Origin of the sequence: Prescottella defluvii (assembly GCF_000738775.1) — a bacterium.
GTDB classification, from domain to species: domain Bacteria; phylum Actinomycetota; class Actinomycetes; order Mycobacteriales; family Mycobacteriaceae; genus Prescottella; species Prescottella defluvii.
The window spans coordinates 1-15,266 of the sequence record NZ_JPOC01000017.1; the positions used below are offsets into that span (position 1 = coordinate 1).

Here is a 15,266-nt window from a genome sequence, read left to right on the forward strand (position 1 = left end):
TGCCCGGGCATCACACCTAGGTCGTGTACATCCCCAGATCCGCTTCGATGCCGAGACGATTCCAGAACGCGGTCCTGTCGAAACCGGTGTTGCGGGCCCGTTCGGCCATCACTCGCCCAGCCGCATCGTGTGCATGCCGGTCCCTCCACTTCACGACGGTGACCACATTGAAGCGACTCTCGCCCTCGTGCAGCCGGACGACGTCGTTCCCGACGATGCCGTCCAGGCGCCCCAGCGTTTCGTGGGTCTCCCGCACCTTCGCCAGGAACTCGTGCAGGGACGACTCGGGGACGTGGAACTTGTCGATACGCAGAATCTCGGTCATCACGCGAACCTAGAACCTCGAGCCAGGTCGAGGTCAAGCACCCGGAGCGCCGATCGATTCAGTTCCCGCCCGGACGCCGCGCCGGCGCGCAGCAGTTCACCGCACACGGCAACCCGTCCACGGTCGCACCCAGCAGCGGTTCCCTGCCGAGACGTACCGGCGCGGCGCCGGAGCGGCGCTCCTCCACGAGCTCCCGGATCATCTGCGGGAACCGCGAATCCGTCCCCGGCGTCGCGGCACGCGCGAACTCGATGCCCAACTCCGCGGCCTTGTCCCGGGCCTCGGTGTCGAGGTCCCACACCACCTCGAGGTGGTCCGACACGAACCCGACCGGGCACACGATCACCGCCGGAGCACCCGCGGCGGCCACCGTCTCGAGATGATCGCAGATGTCGGGGTCGAGCCACGGCACCTGCGGCGGGCCGGACCGCGACTGCCACACCAGGTCGAAGTCGTCGACGCCGGCGACCTCCGCGCACAGACGGGAGGCGTCCGCGACCTGGCGGCTGTACAGGTTGCCGCCCTCGGCCGGCGGGCCTGCGTTCGCGTCGGCCGCGATGGGCACCGAATGTGCGGTGAACACCAACCGGGCGTGATCCCGGACGCCCTCCGAAAGCTCCTCGCGCGCAGCACGGATCGCGTCCGCGAACGCGGCGACCATCAACGGGTGGTCGTAGTACTGCCGAAGCTTCGCCAGCGTCGGCGCGTCGGTCACCGCGGTCCGGGCCCGCGCGATGTCCTCGTCGTACTGCCGGCACCCGGAGTAGCCGCCCCACGCCGACGTCGGGAACACCAGGGCGTTGCGGACACCGTCGTCACGCATGCGGGCGACGGTGTCCTCCACCATCGGATGCCAGTTGCGGTTGCCGAAGTACACCGGCAGATCGATTCCGGCGCCGCGTAGTTCGGCCTCGACGCGTCCGATGATGTCCCGGTTGAGCGCGTTGATCGGCGACACGCCCCCGAAGTGCATGTAGTGCTCGGCCACCGCGGCGAGGCGTTCCGGTGGCACGCCCCGTCCGCGGGTGACGTTCTCGAGGAACGGCATCACGTCCTCGGGCTTCTCCGGTCCCCCGAAGGAGAGCACGAGGAGTGCGTCGAAGTCCGTGTCCCGCTGTCCGCTCATGCCCTCATTCTCGCCCAGTGCCGAAATCGCCGCCCGCGACGGGGCCGAAATCTCTGCCCGCGACGGGTCAGCCGACCACCGCATGGAAGCCGCCGTCGACGTAGATGATCGACGCCGTGGTGCCGGGCAACCAGTCCGAGAGCACGGTGCACACACTCTTCGCGACGGGAGTCGGGTCGTCGACGTCCCAGCCGATCGGCGCGGCGTTGTCCCACGCGGTATTGAGCTTGTTCAGTTCCGCACCGGGGCCGGTGGCGTCGCCGGCGATGGCCTTCGCGGCGAGCGTCTTGACCGGGCCGGCCGCCACGAGGTTGGAGCGGATCCCGCGGACGCCGACCTCCTTGGCGACATACCGGTTCACTGCCTCGAGCGTGGCCTTGGACACGCCCATCCAGTTGTAGAACGGCATCGCGCGCGACGGGTCGAAGTCCATGCCGACGATCGACGCGTTGTCGTTGAGGACCGGCAGCAGCGCCTTCGCCAGCGACGCGTACGAGTACGCGGAGACCTCCATCGCCTTCGAGATGTCCGACCACGGCGCGTCCAGGAACGGTGCGCCGAGACCCGAGCGCGGCGAGAACGCGATGGAGTGCACGACGCCGTCGATGCCCTCGGGCGCCAGCTCGCGAACTCGGTCGGCGAGGGTCGCGAGGTGTTCGTCGTCCTGGACGTTCAGCTCGACGGCCGGCGGCACCGGCTGCGGCAGACGCTGCGCGACGCGATCGATCAGCCGCAGTCGGTCGAATCCGGTGATGATCACCTTCGCGCCCTGCTCCTGTGCCACCTTCGCGACGTGGAACGCGATCGAGGCGTCGGTGATGATGCCGGTGACGAGAATGGTCTTGCCCGCGAGCAGTCCGCCCATGTTGCTACTCCTGTTGATGAAAGTCGTTGGGTGCGTGAGGTTTCGGGCGAATCTAGTGACCCATGCCCATGCCGCCGTCGACCGGGATCACGGCGCCGGAGACGTACGCGGAGTCCTCGGAGGCGAGGAAGCTGACCACCGCGGCGACATCCTCGGCCTTGCCCAGGCGCTGCAGCGGGATGAACTTCTTGGCGGTCTCGCGCAGATCCTCGGACAGCTCGGCAGTCATGTCGGTCTCGATGAAGCCCGGCGCCACGACGTTCGCGGTGATCGACCGCGAGCCCAGTTCACGGGTGATCGAGCGCGCCATGCCGATGACGCCGGCCTTGGAGGCCGCGTAGTTGATCTGACCCGCCTGTCCGGCCATACCGACGACCGAGCCCAGGAAGATCATCCGTCCCCAACGCGCGCGCAGCATGGCCCGGTTGGCGCGCTTGGCGCACCGGAAGGCGCCCGTGAGATTGGAGTCGATGACGCGCGAGAACTGCTCCTCGTCCATCCGCATGAGCAGCGTGTCGTCGGTGATACCCGCGTTGGCGACCAGCACCTCCACCGGACCCTGATGCTCCTCGACCTCCTTGAAGGCGCGGTCGATCGACTCCGAGTCCGTCACATCGCACTTGACGCCGAACAGGCCCTCCGGCACGCCCGACCCGCGGTGGGTGACGGCAACCTTGTGTCCGTCGTCCAGAAGGCGCCGCGCGACGGCCAGGCCGATACCGCGGTTGCCTCCGGTCACGAGCACGGAACGGGACGGGGAGCTGGAATTCGACATGCGGTCAAACCTATCTGTTCGGTCGCCGGTTTCGGGCGCAGGTGGACGAATTCGACGAAGCGGACCGGATCAGGGCACGCGCTGGCGCAGGACCAACGCCGTCGCCAGTCCCGCCGCGCTGAAGAGCACGCCCAGCACCAGCCAGGGACGGCTGGCGTCACCGCGGGCGTTCTCGAAACCGATCTGCTCCTCGAGGGTGTCGTACACGTCGCGCAGTTCCTCGAGGCTGGACGCGGTGAAGAAGCTGCCGCCGGAGAGATTCGCGATCTCTCGCAACGACGGATCGTCCACCGGGACCGGGATGCGGTCGCCCTCGATCTCGACGGTGCCGTAGTTGGTGCCGAACGAGATCGTGGAGATCGGCACGCCCTTGTCCTTGGCCAGCCGGGCCGCGGTGAACCCGCCACGCGGGTCGTCCTCGCCCTCGGGCACCGTCTGCTTGCCGTCGGAAAGCAAGACGATCCGCGCCGGCGGCGCCTGCTCACTGCCGCCGAGGACGGCCGCGAGCGTGTCGATCGACTGCAACGACGTGAAGATCGCCTCACCGGTCGCCGTGCGCTCGCTGAGCTCGAGATTGTCGATCGCGGCCTTCGTCTCGTCACGGTTGGGCGTGGGAGAGACCAGGACCGAGGCGGTGCCGGCGAACGCGACCAACCCGAGGTTGATGCCGGGGGTCAGGCCTTCGGCGAACGCCTTGGCCGCCTCCTGCGCGGCCGCGAGCCGGCTCGGTTCGACGTCGGTGGCCTTCATCGACAGTGACACGTCGATCACCAGCACCACCGTCGCGCGGTTCCGTGGCACCCGCTTGTCGGCGGTGGGCCCGGCCAGCGCGACGGTCAGGAAGACCAGGCCGACGAGCATCAGGGCGATCGGAATGTGCCGGGTCAGGTTCGGCCGGTTGGGCGCGACCTTCTCGAGCAGCTCCATGTTCGCAAAGCGCAACACGTGCTTCTGACGGCGACGCTGGACGACGACGTAGCCCGCGACCAGCGCCGCGACGACCGCAAGGAACAGCAACCACCACGGAGAGGCGAACTGCGACAGGCTCATCCGCGTGCCACCCGGGTTCCGGGCGCCCCGTAGCTGTGCCGCCGGGAGGAGACGAACCGCACCACGTCGGCGATCCAGTCCCGATCCGTGCTCAGGCTCAGGCGCGGCGCCCCGCAGCGGCGCAGCGTCGCCTCGACGTCCGCCCGATGCGACTGCGCGGCGCGCGCGAAGTCCGCACGCAGCTGGGGTGTGGTCGAGAACTCCCGTGTCCGTCCCGATTCGGGATCGAACAGCACCACGTCGCCCGCGTCGGGCAGCGCCGTGTCACGCGGGTCCAGGACCTCGATGCCGAGCAGATCGTGTCGGCCGGACAGGGCCCGCAGCGAGCGTTCCCAGTCGATCGGCCCCAGGAAGTCGCTGATGACGACGGCCAGTCCGCGTCGACGCTCCGGACGGCGGAGCGACTCGAGGGCACCGCGCAGGTCTCCCCGGACGCCGTCGGCCGCGTGCGGTGTGGAGGCGATGCGCCGGAGCATCGCCTGCGCGTGGACGCGTCCCCCGCGCGCCGGAATCCGCACCGTCCGATCGCCGGTCGCGACGATCGCACCGATCCGGTTCCCACTGCCCCCGGCCAGGTACGTGATGGCCGATGCCGCGGCCACCGCCAGGTCACGCTTCTCGCATCCGACGGTTCCGAAGTCCAGGCTCGACGACAGGTCGACCACGAGCCAGGTCTCGAGTTCCCGGTCGGCAACCGTCTGCCGGACGTGCGGATGGGTGGTGCGGGCGGTCACCGACCAATCCATCTGCCGCACATCGTCACCGGGCTGGTACTCCCGGGCGTCACCCGGTTCGGAACCCGGCCCGGGAATCAGTCCGAGGTGATCGCCGTGCAGCACCCCGTCCAGTCGTCGGCGCACGGTGAGTTCGAGAGTCCGCAGGGCCGCGGTCAGCTCCGGGTCGCGCAGCGATCCGGAACGGAACGACGGCACCGCTGCCGCGCGCCGGGTCACTGTTGCTGCGTGCCCGTCGCAGACAGGGACGCGGGCTCGAACGCGGGCGGCGCCGGCGGCGCGACCGGCTGAGCGCCGACCTGCGGCAGTCCGACCGTCTGCAGCACCCGGGCGATCACGTCCTCCGGCGACACCTCGTCGGCGAGCGCGTCGTACGACAGGACCAGACGGTGCCGCAACACGTCGGGAATGACCTCGAGTACGTCCTGCGGGACGACGTAGTCGCGTCCGCGCAGCAGAGCCAGCGCGCGCGATGCGGAGATGATGCCGAGCGTCGCGCGCGGCGATGCCCCGTACGCGATCCAGCCGGCGACGTCGTCGAGGCCGAACTGTCGCGGGGTGCGGGTCGCGGCGATCACCCGGACCACGTAGTCGACCAGCGCATGGTGGACGAACACGTTGCTCGCGACCTTCTGCAGCCGGACCAGTTCCTGCGCGTCGAGAACCTGATGGGGCTCCGGTGCGGCGACACCCATCCGGTAGACGATCTCGCGCTCCTCCTCCACCGACGGATAGTCGACGAGCACCTTGAACAGGAAGCGGTCCCGCTGCGCCTCCGGCAGCGGATAGACACCCTCGTTCTCGATGGGGTTCTGCGTCGCCATCACCAGGAACGGCTCGGGCATCGGGTACGTCTTGCCGCCGATCGACACGTGCCGTTCGGCCATGACCTCGAGCAGCGCCGACTGCACCTTCGCGGGTGCACGGTTGATCTCGTCGGCAAGCAGGAAGTTCGCCACGACCGGGCCGAGTTCGGTGTCGAACTGTTCGCGGCCCTGCCGGTAGATGCGGGTGCCGATCAGGTCGGTGGGCACCAGGTCCGGGGTGAACTGCACGCGGGAGAACGATCCGCCGACAACCTTCGCGAACGTCTCGACCGCGAGGGTCTTCGCGACACCCGGAACGCCTTCGAGCAGTACGTGTCCCTTGGCGAGCACACCGACGAGCATGCGCTCGACCAGCCTGTCCTGTCCCACGATGACTCGCTTGACCTCGTAGATCGCCCGTTCGAGGGTGTGCACGTCACGAGCGAGATCGGACACCGGCGTCCCCGCGCTCGCGTGCGCCCCCTCCGAGCCGGACCCAGCTACCGCGCCGTCACGTGAGGTCACCAAGAATCCCCGCTTCCACCTAGATCGTTCTCATCAACTCGACCGACTCGACTGACTCGACCGTCCGTTCAACTATTCCAGGTGTCGCCCGCAGACCGCAGCCAGGCGACGTGACCTAGGACACCATACGGACAGCGTAGGGCGTCATCCCGTCCCATCGCACCGGTGAGACCTTCACGATCGACCCGGACTGCGGCGCCTCGAGCATCGTTCCGTCGCCGAGGTAGAGCGCGACGTGCTGACTCGCGTTGGGACCGTAGAAGATCATGTCGCCGCGCCGCATCTCCGACACCGCCACCTGGGTGCCCGCCGTGTACTGGTATCCGGAGTAGTGCGGCAGGGAGATCCCGGCACCGGCGAAGGCGTAGATCATCAGTCCGGAGCAGTCGAATCCGATCTTGTCGAAATCTCCGAAGCTGTCGGCGACGCCGCCGTCCCGGATGCCGAGGGTCGGGCCGCTGGCGTTGCCGCCGCCCCACGCATAGGGGACACCCAGTTGCGACATGCCTCGGTCGATCACCGTCTCGATCGCCGCACCCCCGGTGACGGCCGGCGACATCGGGCGCGGTGCCGACTGCGCCGGCGGCGTCCAGCCGCCGGAGTCCCCGTCGTCGATCTGGGTGTGCGGACGCTGACCGTCCGCCAACTGGGACGCCCGGTCGTTGGCCGCACGATCCTCCGCGGCCCGCCGCGCCGCCTCCTGAGCAGCGGCTGCGGCGGCCGCCGCGGCCGCCTCCTCCGCTTGCCGCTGGTTGTCCCAGTCGATGTAGGCCTCGCGCTGCCCCTGCAGTCCGGCAACGTTGCTGCGGGCCGCGTCGAGTTGCGTCTGGGCCGCGTTCCGGTCGGCCTCGATCCGCGCCTTCCGGGACGCCTGCTCCTCGAGCGCGCTGCGGGCGGCGACGATCGACTGCTCCGCTTCCGCCTTCTTCGACTCGGCCTCGCTCGCGGCGGCGTCCGCGCGCTGCTTGGCCTCGCGAGCGGCGGAGTCACGGTTGGCCTGCTCGGTCCGCGCCCGCTGCAGGTTGTCGAGGACCGCCTTCTGGCTGCCCGACAGCAGCCGCAGGGTCTGTGCGCGGTCGAGGACGTCGTCGGGTCCCTCGGCTCCGAAGTACGACGACAGTGACGACACGTTCCGGCCCTTGGTGTAACTCGACACCGCGTAGTCGGTGAACCGCTTCTGCGCCTGCTCGATCTGCGTTCCGGCATCCGTGAGCGCCTGCTGGCTCTGCGCGACCATGCCGTCGGCCGCGTCGGCGGCGTCCCGCGCGCTCTGCAGGTCGACGAGGGCGCGGTTGACGTCCTCGCGCCTGATGGCGACCTCGTCGTCGAGTCGGGACAGTTCCTGGTTCGCGGTGGCCACCTGGTTGATCAGATCCCCCACCTCGACGACACCGTCGGAGACCTGGGCATTTCCGCTCTCGATCTCGGCGTCGGACGGATTGGGCGGTGGCGGCGGTACCGCGGCCGCGATGCCCGGCGTCCCCGCCACCAAGGCCCCGACGACGCTCAGTCCCAGCACGACTCGGGCGAACCGGGAAACCGTAGGCGGGAAGTCCGGACGTCGCACGCCGACGCGTGTGCGTCTGGAACTGCGCCTCACAAGACCTCCCAACGGCTGCGACCGGGCCGGAAACTCGCCCGACGCTTCTCTAGACACTTCTTCCCCAGAAAGTGCCATTGGCACCGTACGACACTTTGCGCTCCCTGGTGAACTCTTGTCACAAATGACGTGGCAGTAATTCGACCTGGGGAAATGGCGTGAATACACCGAATCGACGACCCTCGCGCAGGCAGGGGTCGTCGATTCGGCAGGTGGACGTTCGCGCGGCGAACGTCGGGTGTCAGGGAGTGTTGCGGTCCCCGCCGAGATCGGAACCGGCGGACGGCACCGCGGCGGTCGGCGTCGACGTGGTGGCGTCTGGGCCGCGACGGACCTTCGCGACGTAGGACGCCCCACCCACCAGCACGACCACCAGCACCAACAGCGCCGTGATCAGCGCCCAGGGCGTACCGGAATCGGTGATCTCGTCGACGAAATTGTTCGCCGACTGCACCGCGTTGCCGGTGTAGGTGTGGTCCTGCGCGCCCTCGAGCACGACGCGGCTCACCGTGTCGCTGTAGGTACCGGGCGAGGACGGCGACAGGACGAGCACCGTACCGCCCTCGGACTGCCCCACCTCCGAGGCGAGATCCCGCAAGTACTCGGCCCGAGCCGGGTCCTTGTCCACCACAACGACGCTCAGCTTGATCCCGTGGTCCTCGGCGCGGATCACGACGTCGCGGAGACCGTCCACGTCCGATGCGGGCGCCGAGACTCCGTCGTCCGCGAGATCCGCGAGCACCGAGTCGATGGAGACGCCATCGGGAATGGTGGTGGCGTGCGGGAGCAGGGCGTGCGCGATAGGAACAGACATCTCTCATCCGGGGTCGGTGACGAAGGGCAAGCGTGCACTGCACAGTACGTGACGGGCCACCGTGTCCACCGTCCCCGCAGTTGTGCGCGCGCGCCGACTGCGTGAGGATTGGATCGACGCGAACCGGCCCGGGCCCGCCCGGCGAAACCTGACAAGACCCTGCAGTCTCACAGGACAAGCGTACTGTTAGACTTCATTCGAGACGCCCGCGGAACTGTTCGGGTTCGGTCCACCGACCGGATCGGGCACTGTTCGCGTGCCTCGCTTCAGCCGTCGACACAGCCCCGTCGACGGCGAACCTCAAAGACGAGTGGAGCTGACGTGACCACCAGTATTGATTCGTTCGGCGCCAAGGGAACGCTAGAGGTCGGAGACAACTCGTACGAGATCTTCCGCCTCGCGTCCGTCCCCGGCACCGAGAAGCTGCCCTACGCGCTGAAGGTTCTCGCCGAGAACCTGCTGCGCACCGAGGACGGCGCCAACATCACCGCCGATCACATTCGCGCCATCGCGAACTGGGACCCCTCGGCTCAGCCGAGCGTCGAGATCCAGTTCACGCCCGCACGCGTGATCATGCAGGACTTCACCGGCGTGCCGTGTGTCGTCGACCTCGCCACCATGCGTGAGGCCGTCACCACCCTCGGCGGCGACCCGAACAAGGTCAACCCGCTCTCCCCCGCCGACATGGTCATCGACCACTCGGTGATCCTCGACGTCTTCGGCCAGGCCGACGCCCTCGAGCGCAACGTCGACCTCGAGTACCAGCGCAACGGCGAGCGCTACCAGTTCCTGCGCTGGGGCCAGGGCGCGTTCGACGACTTCAAGGTCGTCCCCCCGGGCATGGGCATCGTGCACCAGGTCAACATCGAGTACCTGGCACCGACCGTCATGACCCGCAACGGCCAGGCGTACCCCGACACCTGCGTCGGCACCGACTCGCACACCACGATGGTCAACGGCCTGGGCGTGCTGGGCTGGGGCGTCGGCGGCATCGAGGCCGAGGCCGCGATGCTCGGCCAGCCGGTCTCCATGCTGATCCCGCGCGTCGTCGGCTTCAAGCTGACCGGTGAGATCAAGCCCGGCGTGACCGCGACCGACGTCGTGCTCACCGTCACCGACATGCTGCGCAAGCACGGCGTCGTCGGCAAGTTCGTCGAGTTCTACGGCAAGGGCGTCGCCGAGGTGCCGCTGGCGAACCGCGCGACCCTGGGCAACATGAGCCCCGAGTTCGGTTCCACCGCGGCGATCTTCCCGATCGACGGTGAGACCATCAACTACCTGCGCCTGACCGGCCGCAGCGACGAGCAGCTCGCGCTCGTCGAGGCGTACGCCAAGGAACAGGGCATGTGGCACGACGCCGACAAGGAGCCCGCCTACTCCGAGTACCTCGAGCTGGATCTCGGCACCGTCGTGCCGTCGATCGCCGGCCCGAAGCGCCCGCAGGACCGCATCCTGCTGTCGGAGTCCAAGGACGCGTTCCGTCGCGACATCGTCACCTACGTCACCAACGGTGCCGAGGCTGCACACTCCGACCTGGACGAGGCCGTCGAGGAGTCCTTCCCGGCGTCCGACCCGGCCTCGACCGCCGGCGTCTCCGACGTCGCCGCGGTTCCGTCGGCTGCCAACGGTTCGCACGGCCGTCCGTCCAAGCCGGTCACGGTGACGACCGACCGCGGCGAGTTCGTCCTCGACCACGGCGCGGTCGCGGTCGCGGGCATCACGTCCTGCACCAACACCTCGAACCCGTCGGTCATGCTCGGCGCCGCACTGCTCGCCCGCAACGCGGTCGAGAAGGGCCTCGAGACCAAGCCGTGGGTCAAGACCAACATGGCGCCCGGCTCGCAGGTCGTCTCCGACTACTACGAGAAGGCCGGCCTGTGGCCGTACCTCGAGAAGCTCGGCTTCTACCTGGGCGGCTACGGCTGCACCACCTGCATCGGCAACACCGGTCCGCTGCCGGAGGAGATCTCCAAGGCGATCAACGAGCACGACCTGTCGGTCACCGCGGTCCTCTCCGGTAACCGCAACTTCGAGGGTCGCATCTCCCCCGACGTCAAGATGAACTACCTGGCGTCGCCGCCGCTCGTCATCGCGTACGCGCTGGCCGGCACCATGGACTTCGACTTCGAGACCGACGCTCTGGGTCAGGACCAGGACGGCAACGACGTCTTCCTCAAGGACATCTGGCCGTCCGCCCAGGAGATCGACGACACCATCAAGACGTCGATCAGCCAGGACATGTTCCGCAAGTCCTACGCCGACGTCTTCAAGGGCGACGAGCGCTGGCAGAACCTGGCCACCCCGGAGGGCGACACCTTCGCGTGGGACGAGAAGTCGACCTACGTCCGCAAGGCGCCGTACTTCGACGGCATGACGATGGATCCGGCTCCGGTCTCCGATATCTCGGGCGCTCGCGTGCTCGCGCTGCTGGGCGACTCGGTCACCACCGACCACATCAGCCCGGCCGGCCCCATCAAGCCCGGCACCCCGGCCGCGCAGTACCTGGACGCCAACGGTGTCGAGCGCAAGGACTACAACTCCCTGGGCTCGCGTCGCGGCAACCACGAGGTGATGATCCGCGGCACGTTCGCGAACATCCGCCTGCAGAACCAGCTGCTCGACGGCGTCTCCGGCGGCTACACCCGCGACTTCACGCTCGAGGGTGCACCGCAGTCGTTCATCTACGACGCGTCGCAGAACTACCAGAAGGCCGGCATCCCGCTGGTCGTGCTGGGCGGCAAGGAGTACGGCTCCGGTTCGTCGCGTGACTGGGCCGCCAAGGGCACCAGCCTGCTCGGCGTCAAGGCCGTCATCGTCGAGTCCTTCGAGCGCATCCACCGCTCGAACCTCATCGGCATGGGCGTCGTCCCGCTGCAGTTCCCCGCCGGCGAGTCGGCCGGGTCGCTGGGCCTGGACGGCACCGAGGTCTTCGACATCGCGGGCGTCGAGAAGCTGAACGAGGGCGTCACCCCGGAGACGGTCAAGGTCACCGCGACCAAGGCCGACGGCTCCAAGGTCGAGTTCGACGCGGTCGTCCGCATCGACACCCCCGGCGAGGCGGACTACTACCGCAACGGCGGCATCCTGCAGTACGTGCTGCGCAACATGATCCGGGGCTAGTCACCTGATCGTGTGATCTCGGTTCCCCGGGATCATTTCAGCGCGTTTGACGGCGGGCTCGGGACGTCAGTCTCGGGCCCGCCGTCGCAGTTTCGTACGAAAGGATGTCGGCTGTGCCCAAGGTCAGCGAAGACCATCTCGCAGCACGGCGGAGCCAGATTCTCGACGGGGCCCGCCAGTGCTTCGCGCAGTACGGCTACGACGGCGCGACCGTGCGCCGCCTCGAGGAAACCACCGGGCTCTCGCGCGGTGCGATCTTCCACCACTTCAAGGACAAGGACGGACTGTTCCTCGCCCTTGCCCACGAGGACGCCAAACGCATGGCCGACGTCGTCGCCGAGGGCGGTCTCGTCCAGGTGATGCGTGACATGCTCGCCTCACCGGAGCAGTTCGACTGGCTCGGCACCCGACTCGAGATCGCCCGACGCCTGCGCACCGACCCGGAATTCGCCCGCGACTGGACCCAGCGCAGCGCCGAACTCACCGAGGCCACCGTCCGCCGGCTCGAACGTCAGAAGTCGGCCGGACGTCTGCGCGACGACCTGCCCACCGATGTCCTGCTCGACTATCTCGATCTCGTCCTCGACGGTCTCATCGCCCGCATCGCCTCCGGGCACGGCGGCGAAAACCTTTCGGCCGTCCTCGATCTCGTCGAGGAATCGGTGCGGCGTCAGGAGTGAGCCACGCCGCGGGGTTCCAGAACGTCGCAGGCCGGCTCACACGCGGCGTCGGCGCCACACCCGGACGCACAACGCGATTCCCGCGAGGGACACCGCGGCCAGCACCCATCGCAACCGGCGCAGTGTCACGAGCCGCTGGTACTGCTCGCCGGAGAGGAACTGCCTCGTCGTCGGACCGAAGCTGGGCGCATCCCACCAGTAGCTCCCCGCGCCGGTAACCACCTGGGGCCACCCGAAGACACCCAGCGCGGCAGCCACGGCGAGGCACGTCGCAGGGAACACGACCCAGAACCACGGGAAGCCCGACGCCCGCCCGAGCCTGTCCCGCCGGGGCAGTACCGCAACCATCACCGAGATCACTGCCCCCAGAACGACGAGTGCCAACCAGCCCATGGCTACGCGCTCACCCCGCTCGCTCGGTGGTCCCGTCAGCTCCACGCCGACGCGCACCACTCGGGTCGATGCTGAGCCGGACACTCTCGTACACCACCGCGTACGGAACATCGTCGTCGTTGGCGGGGTCACCGGAGTCCGCAGGATCCGGCAGTCCCACAATCTGCTCGACAACGATCTGTGCTCGCGCCGCACCGGGATCGAACATCTCCTGGAACGGCCCGACGAACGACCCCCCGAGCCCGCGGCGCTTCGCCCGAATTGCCGCCCACCCGAACAACACCAGCGGGCCGATCATGGACATCAGCACCAGCAAGGCCCCACCCATGCCCGCCAGCGTACCGAGCAGATTCTCCGCGCCACCTGGAAAGAAAGGAGACCGACCACCAACGGTCGGTCACTTCGAGAACGAGCCGGCGGTACGCCGCGTCGGCTACTGCGCCGGCTTCTTGCGCCGATTCGGCCCACCGCGTCGCCGCAGGGTCACGTCGGCTTCGACGAGCACGTTGTGGATGAACCCGTACGAGCGGCCGGTCTGTTCGGCGAGGGTACGGATGCTCGCGCCGGCCTCGTACTGTGCTTTGAGGTCGTCGCGGAGCTTGTCACGCGATTCCCCGGTGATGCGGGCCCCCCGCGAGATTCCCGTGCTCTCCGCCATGATGACCTCCGGTCAGCTGAGCGAGCCTCGGTTTCCAGGCTAGATCACTTTCCGGCGCCTGATCAACGAAACAGGCGGCTGCGCCGCCCGTGCGCCGATTGCGTAGTTTCAGCTACCGGTAGGCGTACGGGCGCGGTGCGCCTAGGCGAGCTGGATGAGCTCGAGGTACTCCTGCGACCAGTGATCCTCCTGGCCGTCGGGCAGCAGGATGACCCGCTCCGGGTTCAGCGCCTCGGCGGCACCCGGGTCGTGGGTGACGAGGACGACGGCGCCCTTGTAGCTGCGGAGGGCGTCGAGCACCTGCTCACGCGAGATCGGGTCGAGGTTGTTGGTCGGCTCGTCGAGCAGCAGCACGTTGGCCGCCGACGACACCAGGCCGGCCAGCGCCAGACGGGTCTTCTCACCGCCGGACAGCGTGCCCGCCGGCTGCTCGAGCTGCGGACCGGTGAACATGAACGCACCGAGCAGGGACCGCAGCTCCTGCTCCCCCGTGTCGGGGGCGGCGTGCCGGATGTTCTCCCACACACTCGCGTCGTCGTCGAGGGTGTCGTGCTCCTGTGCGAAGTAGCCGATCTTCAGACCGTGGCCGGGAACGAGGTCGCCGGCGTTCGGCGTCTCCGTACCCGCCAGGATGCGCAGCAGCGTCGTCTTTCCGGCGCCGTTGAGACCGAGGACGACCACGCGGCTGCCCCGGTCGATCGCCAGGTCCACGCCGGCGAAGATCTCCAGCGAGCCGTACATCTTGGTGAGGTTCTCCGCCATCAGCGGAGTCTTGCCGCAGGCGGCCGGTTCCGGGAAGCGGATGTGGGCGACCTTGTCGTCGACACGCACCTCGTCGAGCGCCGCCATCATCTTGTCGGCCCGCTTGGCCATGTTTTGTGCGGCGGTCGCCTTCGTCGCCTTCGCACCGAGCTTGGCCGCCTGCACGCGCAGCGCGCCGGCCTTCTTCTCGGCGTTGGCGCGCTCACGCCGGCGACGCTGCTCGTCGGTGGCGCGGGCGTCGAGGTACTTCGTCCAGCCCATGTTGTAGATGTCGGCCTCGCCGCGGACCGCGTCGAGGAACCAGACCCGGTTCACGACGTCGTTGAGCAGGTCGACGTCGTGGCTGATCACGATCAGGCCGCCGTCGTGGTTCTGCAGGAAGCCCCGCAGCCACGTGATGGAGTCGGCGTCGAGGTGGTTGGTGGGCTCGTCGAGCAGCAGCGTCGTGTTCGACTTGCCGCCGGAGCCGTCGGAGGCGGCGAACAGGATCCGAGCCAACTCGACGCGGCGACGCTGACCACCGGAGAGGGTGCGCAGCGGCTGCTCCAGGATCCGATCGGCCAGGCCGAGGCTGCTGCAGATGCGCGCCGCCTCGGACTCGGCGACATAGCCACCGAGCGCCGAGAACCGGTCCTCGAGCGAACCGTACTTGCGCACGGCCTTGTCGCGCACGGCGTCGTCGACGGCCTCGGCCATGATGGTCTGCTGCTTCTCCATGCTGCGCATGATCTCGTCGAGACCGCGCGCGGACAGCACCCGGTCCTTGGCGAGAACGTCGAGGTTGCCCTCCTTGGGGTCCTGCGGCAGGTAGCCCAGGTCACCGCTGCGGATCACCTCGCCCGCGTAGGGCTCGCCCTCCCCCGCGAGGATGCGCAGCGTGGTGGTCTTGCCGGCGCCGTTCCGCCCGACCAGTCCGATCCGGTCACCGGCCTGCACACGCAGCGCCGGACCCGGTGCAGACAGCAGGGTCCGCACACCGGCACGAACTTCGAGGTCGGTGGCGGTAATCAAGCAAAACTCCTCGAGTGGACAA

15 protein-coding genes are annotated in these 15,266 nt (G+C 68.5%); 2 read left to right on the forward strand and 13 right to left on the reverse strand.

The features are described from left to right. Positions 1–16: 16 nt before the first annotated feature. The 9 genes from IJ15_RS0106115 to IJ15_RS0106155 form a co-directional block, all read right to left on the reverse strand. The gene (locus tag IJ15_RS0106115; protein ID WP_031937460.1) at positions 17–325 is read right to left on the reverse strand and encodes an antibiotic biosynthesis monooxygenase; all 309 of its coding nucleotides are present in this window, start codon (positions 323–325) and stop codon (positions 17–19) included. A 58-nt stretch (positions 326–383) separates the two neighbouring features. After that, positions 384–1,451: a ferrochelatase gene (locus tag IJ15_RS0106120; protein ID WP_031937461.1), complete on the reverse strand. Its 1,068-nt coding sequence runs from the start codon at positions 1,449–1,451 to the stop codon at positions 384–386. Between the two features lie 67 nt (positions 1,452–1,518). After that, positions 1,519–2,316: an NADH-dependent enoyl-ACP reductase InhA gene (inhA, locus tag IJ15_RS0106125; RefSeq protein ID WP_031937462.1), complete on the reverse strand. Its 798-nt coding sequence runs from the start codon at positions 2,314–2,316 to the stop codon at positions 1,519–1,521. A gap of 52 nt (positions 2,317–2,368) precedes the next feature. Then, on the reverse strand, positions 2,369–3,091 hold the full coding sequence (fabG1, locus tag IJ15_RS0106130; protein WP_031937463.1) for a 3-oxoacyl-ACP reductase FabG1: 723 nt from the start codon (positions 3,089–3,091) through the stop codon (positions 2,369–2,371). Between the two features lie 69 nt (positions 3,092–3,160). Beyond that, complete coding sequence (locus IJ15_RS0106135) at positions 3,161–4,141, reverse strand: VWA domain-containing protein (protein WP_031937464.1); 981 nt, start codon at positions 4,139–4,141, stop codon at positions 3,161–3,163. Next, on the reverse strand, positions 4,138–5,094 hold the full coding sequence (locus IJ15_RS0106140; protein WP_031937465.1) for a DUF58 domain-containing protein: 957 nt from the start codon (positions 5,092–5,094) through the stop codon (positions 4,138–4,140). The genes IJ15_RS0106135 and IJ15_RS0106140 overlap by 4 nt, the downstream gene beginning before the upstream one ends. Continuing rightward, on the reverse strand, positions 5,091–6,209 hold the full coding sequence (locus tag IJ15_RS0106145) for an AAA family ATPase (RefSeq protein ID WP_031937466.1): 1,119 nt from the start codon (positions 6,207–6,209) through the stop codon (positions 5,091–5,093). Before IJ15_RS0106145 ends, IJ15_RS0106140 begins: the two co-directional genes overlap by 4 nt. Before the next feature lie 112 nt (positions 6,210–6,321). Beyond that, positions 6,322–7,773: an NlpC/P60 family protein gene (locus tag IJ15_RS0106150; protein WP_031937467.1), complete on the reverse strand. Its 1,452-nt coding sequence runs from the start codon at positions 7,771–7,773 to the stop codon at positions 6,322–6,324. Between the two features lie 274 nt (positions 7,774–8,047). After that, positions 8,048–8,620: an Rv1476 family membrane protein gene (locus tag IJ15_RS0106155; RefSeq protein ID WP_051918559.1), complete on the reverse strand. Its 573-nt coding sequence runs from the start codon at positions 8,618–8,620 to the stop codon at positions 8,048–8,050. Between the two features lie 321 nt (positions 8,621–8,941). Here IJ15_RS0106155 and IJ15_RS0106160 point away from each other — a divergent pair, with 321 nt between their 5' ends. Both IJ15_RS0106160 and IJ15_RS0106165 read left to right on the forward strand, forming a co-directional pair. Beyond that, entirely contained in the window at positions 8,942–11,740 is a 2,799-nt protein-coding gene (locus IJ15_RS0106160) for an aconitate hydratase (protein ID WP_031937469.1), read from the forward strand. Between the two features lie 113 nt (positions 11,741–11,853). Next, positions 11,854–12,420, forward strand: a complete 567-nt coding sequence (locus IJ15_RS0106165; protein ID WP_031937470.1) for a TetR/AcrR family transcriptional regulator — start codon at positions 11,854–11,856, stop codon at positions 12,418–12,420. A gap of 36 nt (positions 12,421–12,456) precedes the next feature. Here IJ15_RS0106165 and IJ15_RS0106170 read toward each other — a convergent pair whose 3' ends face one another. The 4 genes from IJ15_RS0106170 to IJ15_RS0106185 all read right to left on the reverse strand — a co-directional run bounded on the left by IJ15_RS0106170 (position 12,457) and on the right by IJ15_RS0106185 (position 15,244). Further along, complete coding sequence (locus IJ15_RS0106170; RefSeq protein WP_031937471.1) at positions 12,457–12,813, reverse strand: hypothetical protein; 357 nt, start codon at positions 12,811–12,813, stop codon at positions 12,457–12,459. 10 nt (positions 12,814–12,823) lie between these two features. After that, complete coding sequence (locus IJ15_RS0106175; RefSeq protein WP_031937472.1) at positions 12,824–13,141, reverse strand: hypothetical protein; 318 nt, start codon at positions 13,139–13,141, stop codon at positions 12,824–12,826. A gap of 105 nt (positions 13,142–13,246) precedes the next feature. Beyond that, positions 13,247–13,471 carry a helix-turn-helix domain-containing protein gene (locus tag IJ15_RS0106180; RefSeq protein WP_031937473.1) on the reverse strand — a complete coding sequence of 75 codons (225 nt, stop codon included), beginning with the start codon at positions 13,469–13,471 and terminating at the stop codon, positions 13,247–13,249. A 141-nt stretch (positions 13,472–13,612) separates the two neighbouring features. Beyond that, entirely contained in the window at positions 13,613–15,244 is a 1,632-nt protein-coding gene (locus tag IJ15_RS0106185) for an ABC-F family ATP-binding cassette domain-containing protein (protein WP_031937474.1), read from the reverse strand. Positions 15,245–15,266 lie beyond the last annotated feature (22 nt).

Coding starts and splice junctions, on each gene's coding strand:
- IJ15_RS0106115 (WP_031937460.1), bottom strand. CDS start 325: ATGACCGAGATTCTGCGTATCGACAAGTTCCACGTCCCCGAGTCGTCC.
- IJ15_RS0106120 (WP_031937461.1), bottom strand. CDS start 1,451: ATGAGCGGACAGCGGGACACGGACTTCGACGCACTCCTCGTGCTCTCC.
- inhA (WP_031937462.1), bottom strand. CDS start 2,316: ATGGGCGGACTGCTCGCGGGCAAGACCATTCTCGTCACCGGCATCATC.
- fabG1 (WP_031937463.1), bottom strand. CDS start 3,091: ATGTCGAATTCCAGCTCCCCGTCCCGTTCCGTGCTCGTGACCGGAGGC.
- IJ15_RS0106135 (WP_031937464.1), bottom strand. CDS start 4,141: ATGAGCCTGTCGCAGTTCGCCTCTCCGTGGTGGTTGCTGTTCCTTGCG.
- IJ15_RS0106155 (WP_051918559.1), bottom strand. CDS start 8,620: ATGTCTGTTCCTATCGCGCACGCCCTGCTCCCGCACGCCACCACCATT.
- IJ15_RS0106170 (WP_031937471.1), bottom strand. CDS start 12,813: ATGGGCTGGTTGGCACTCGTCGTTCTGGGGGCAGTGATCTCGGTGATG.
- IJ15_RS0106175 (WP_031937472.1), bottom strand. CDS start 13,141: ATGGGTGGGGCCTTGCTGGTGCTGATGTCCATGATCGGCCCGCTGGTG.
- IJ15_RS0106180 (WP_031937473.1), bottom strand. CDS start 13,471: ATGGCGGAGAGCACGGGAATCTCGCGGGGGGCCCGCATCACCGGGGAA.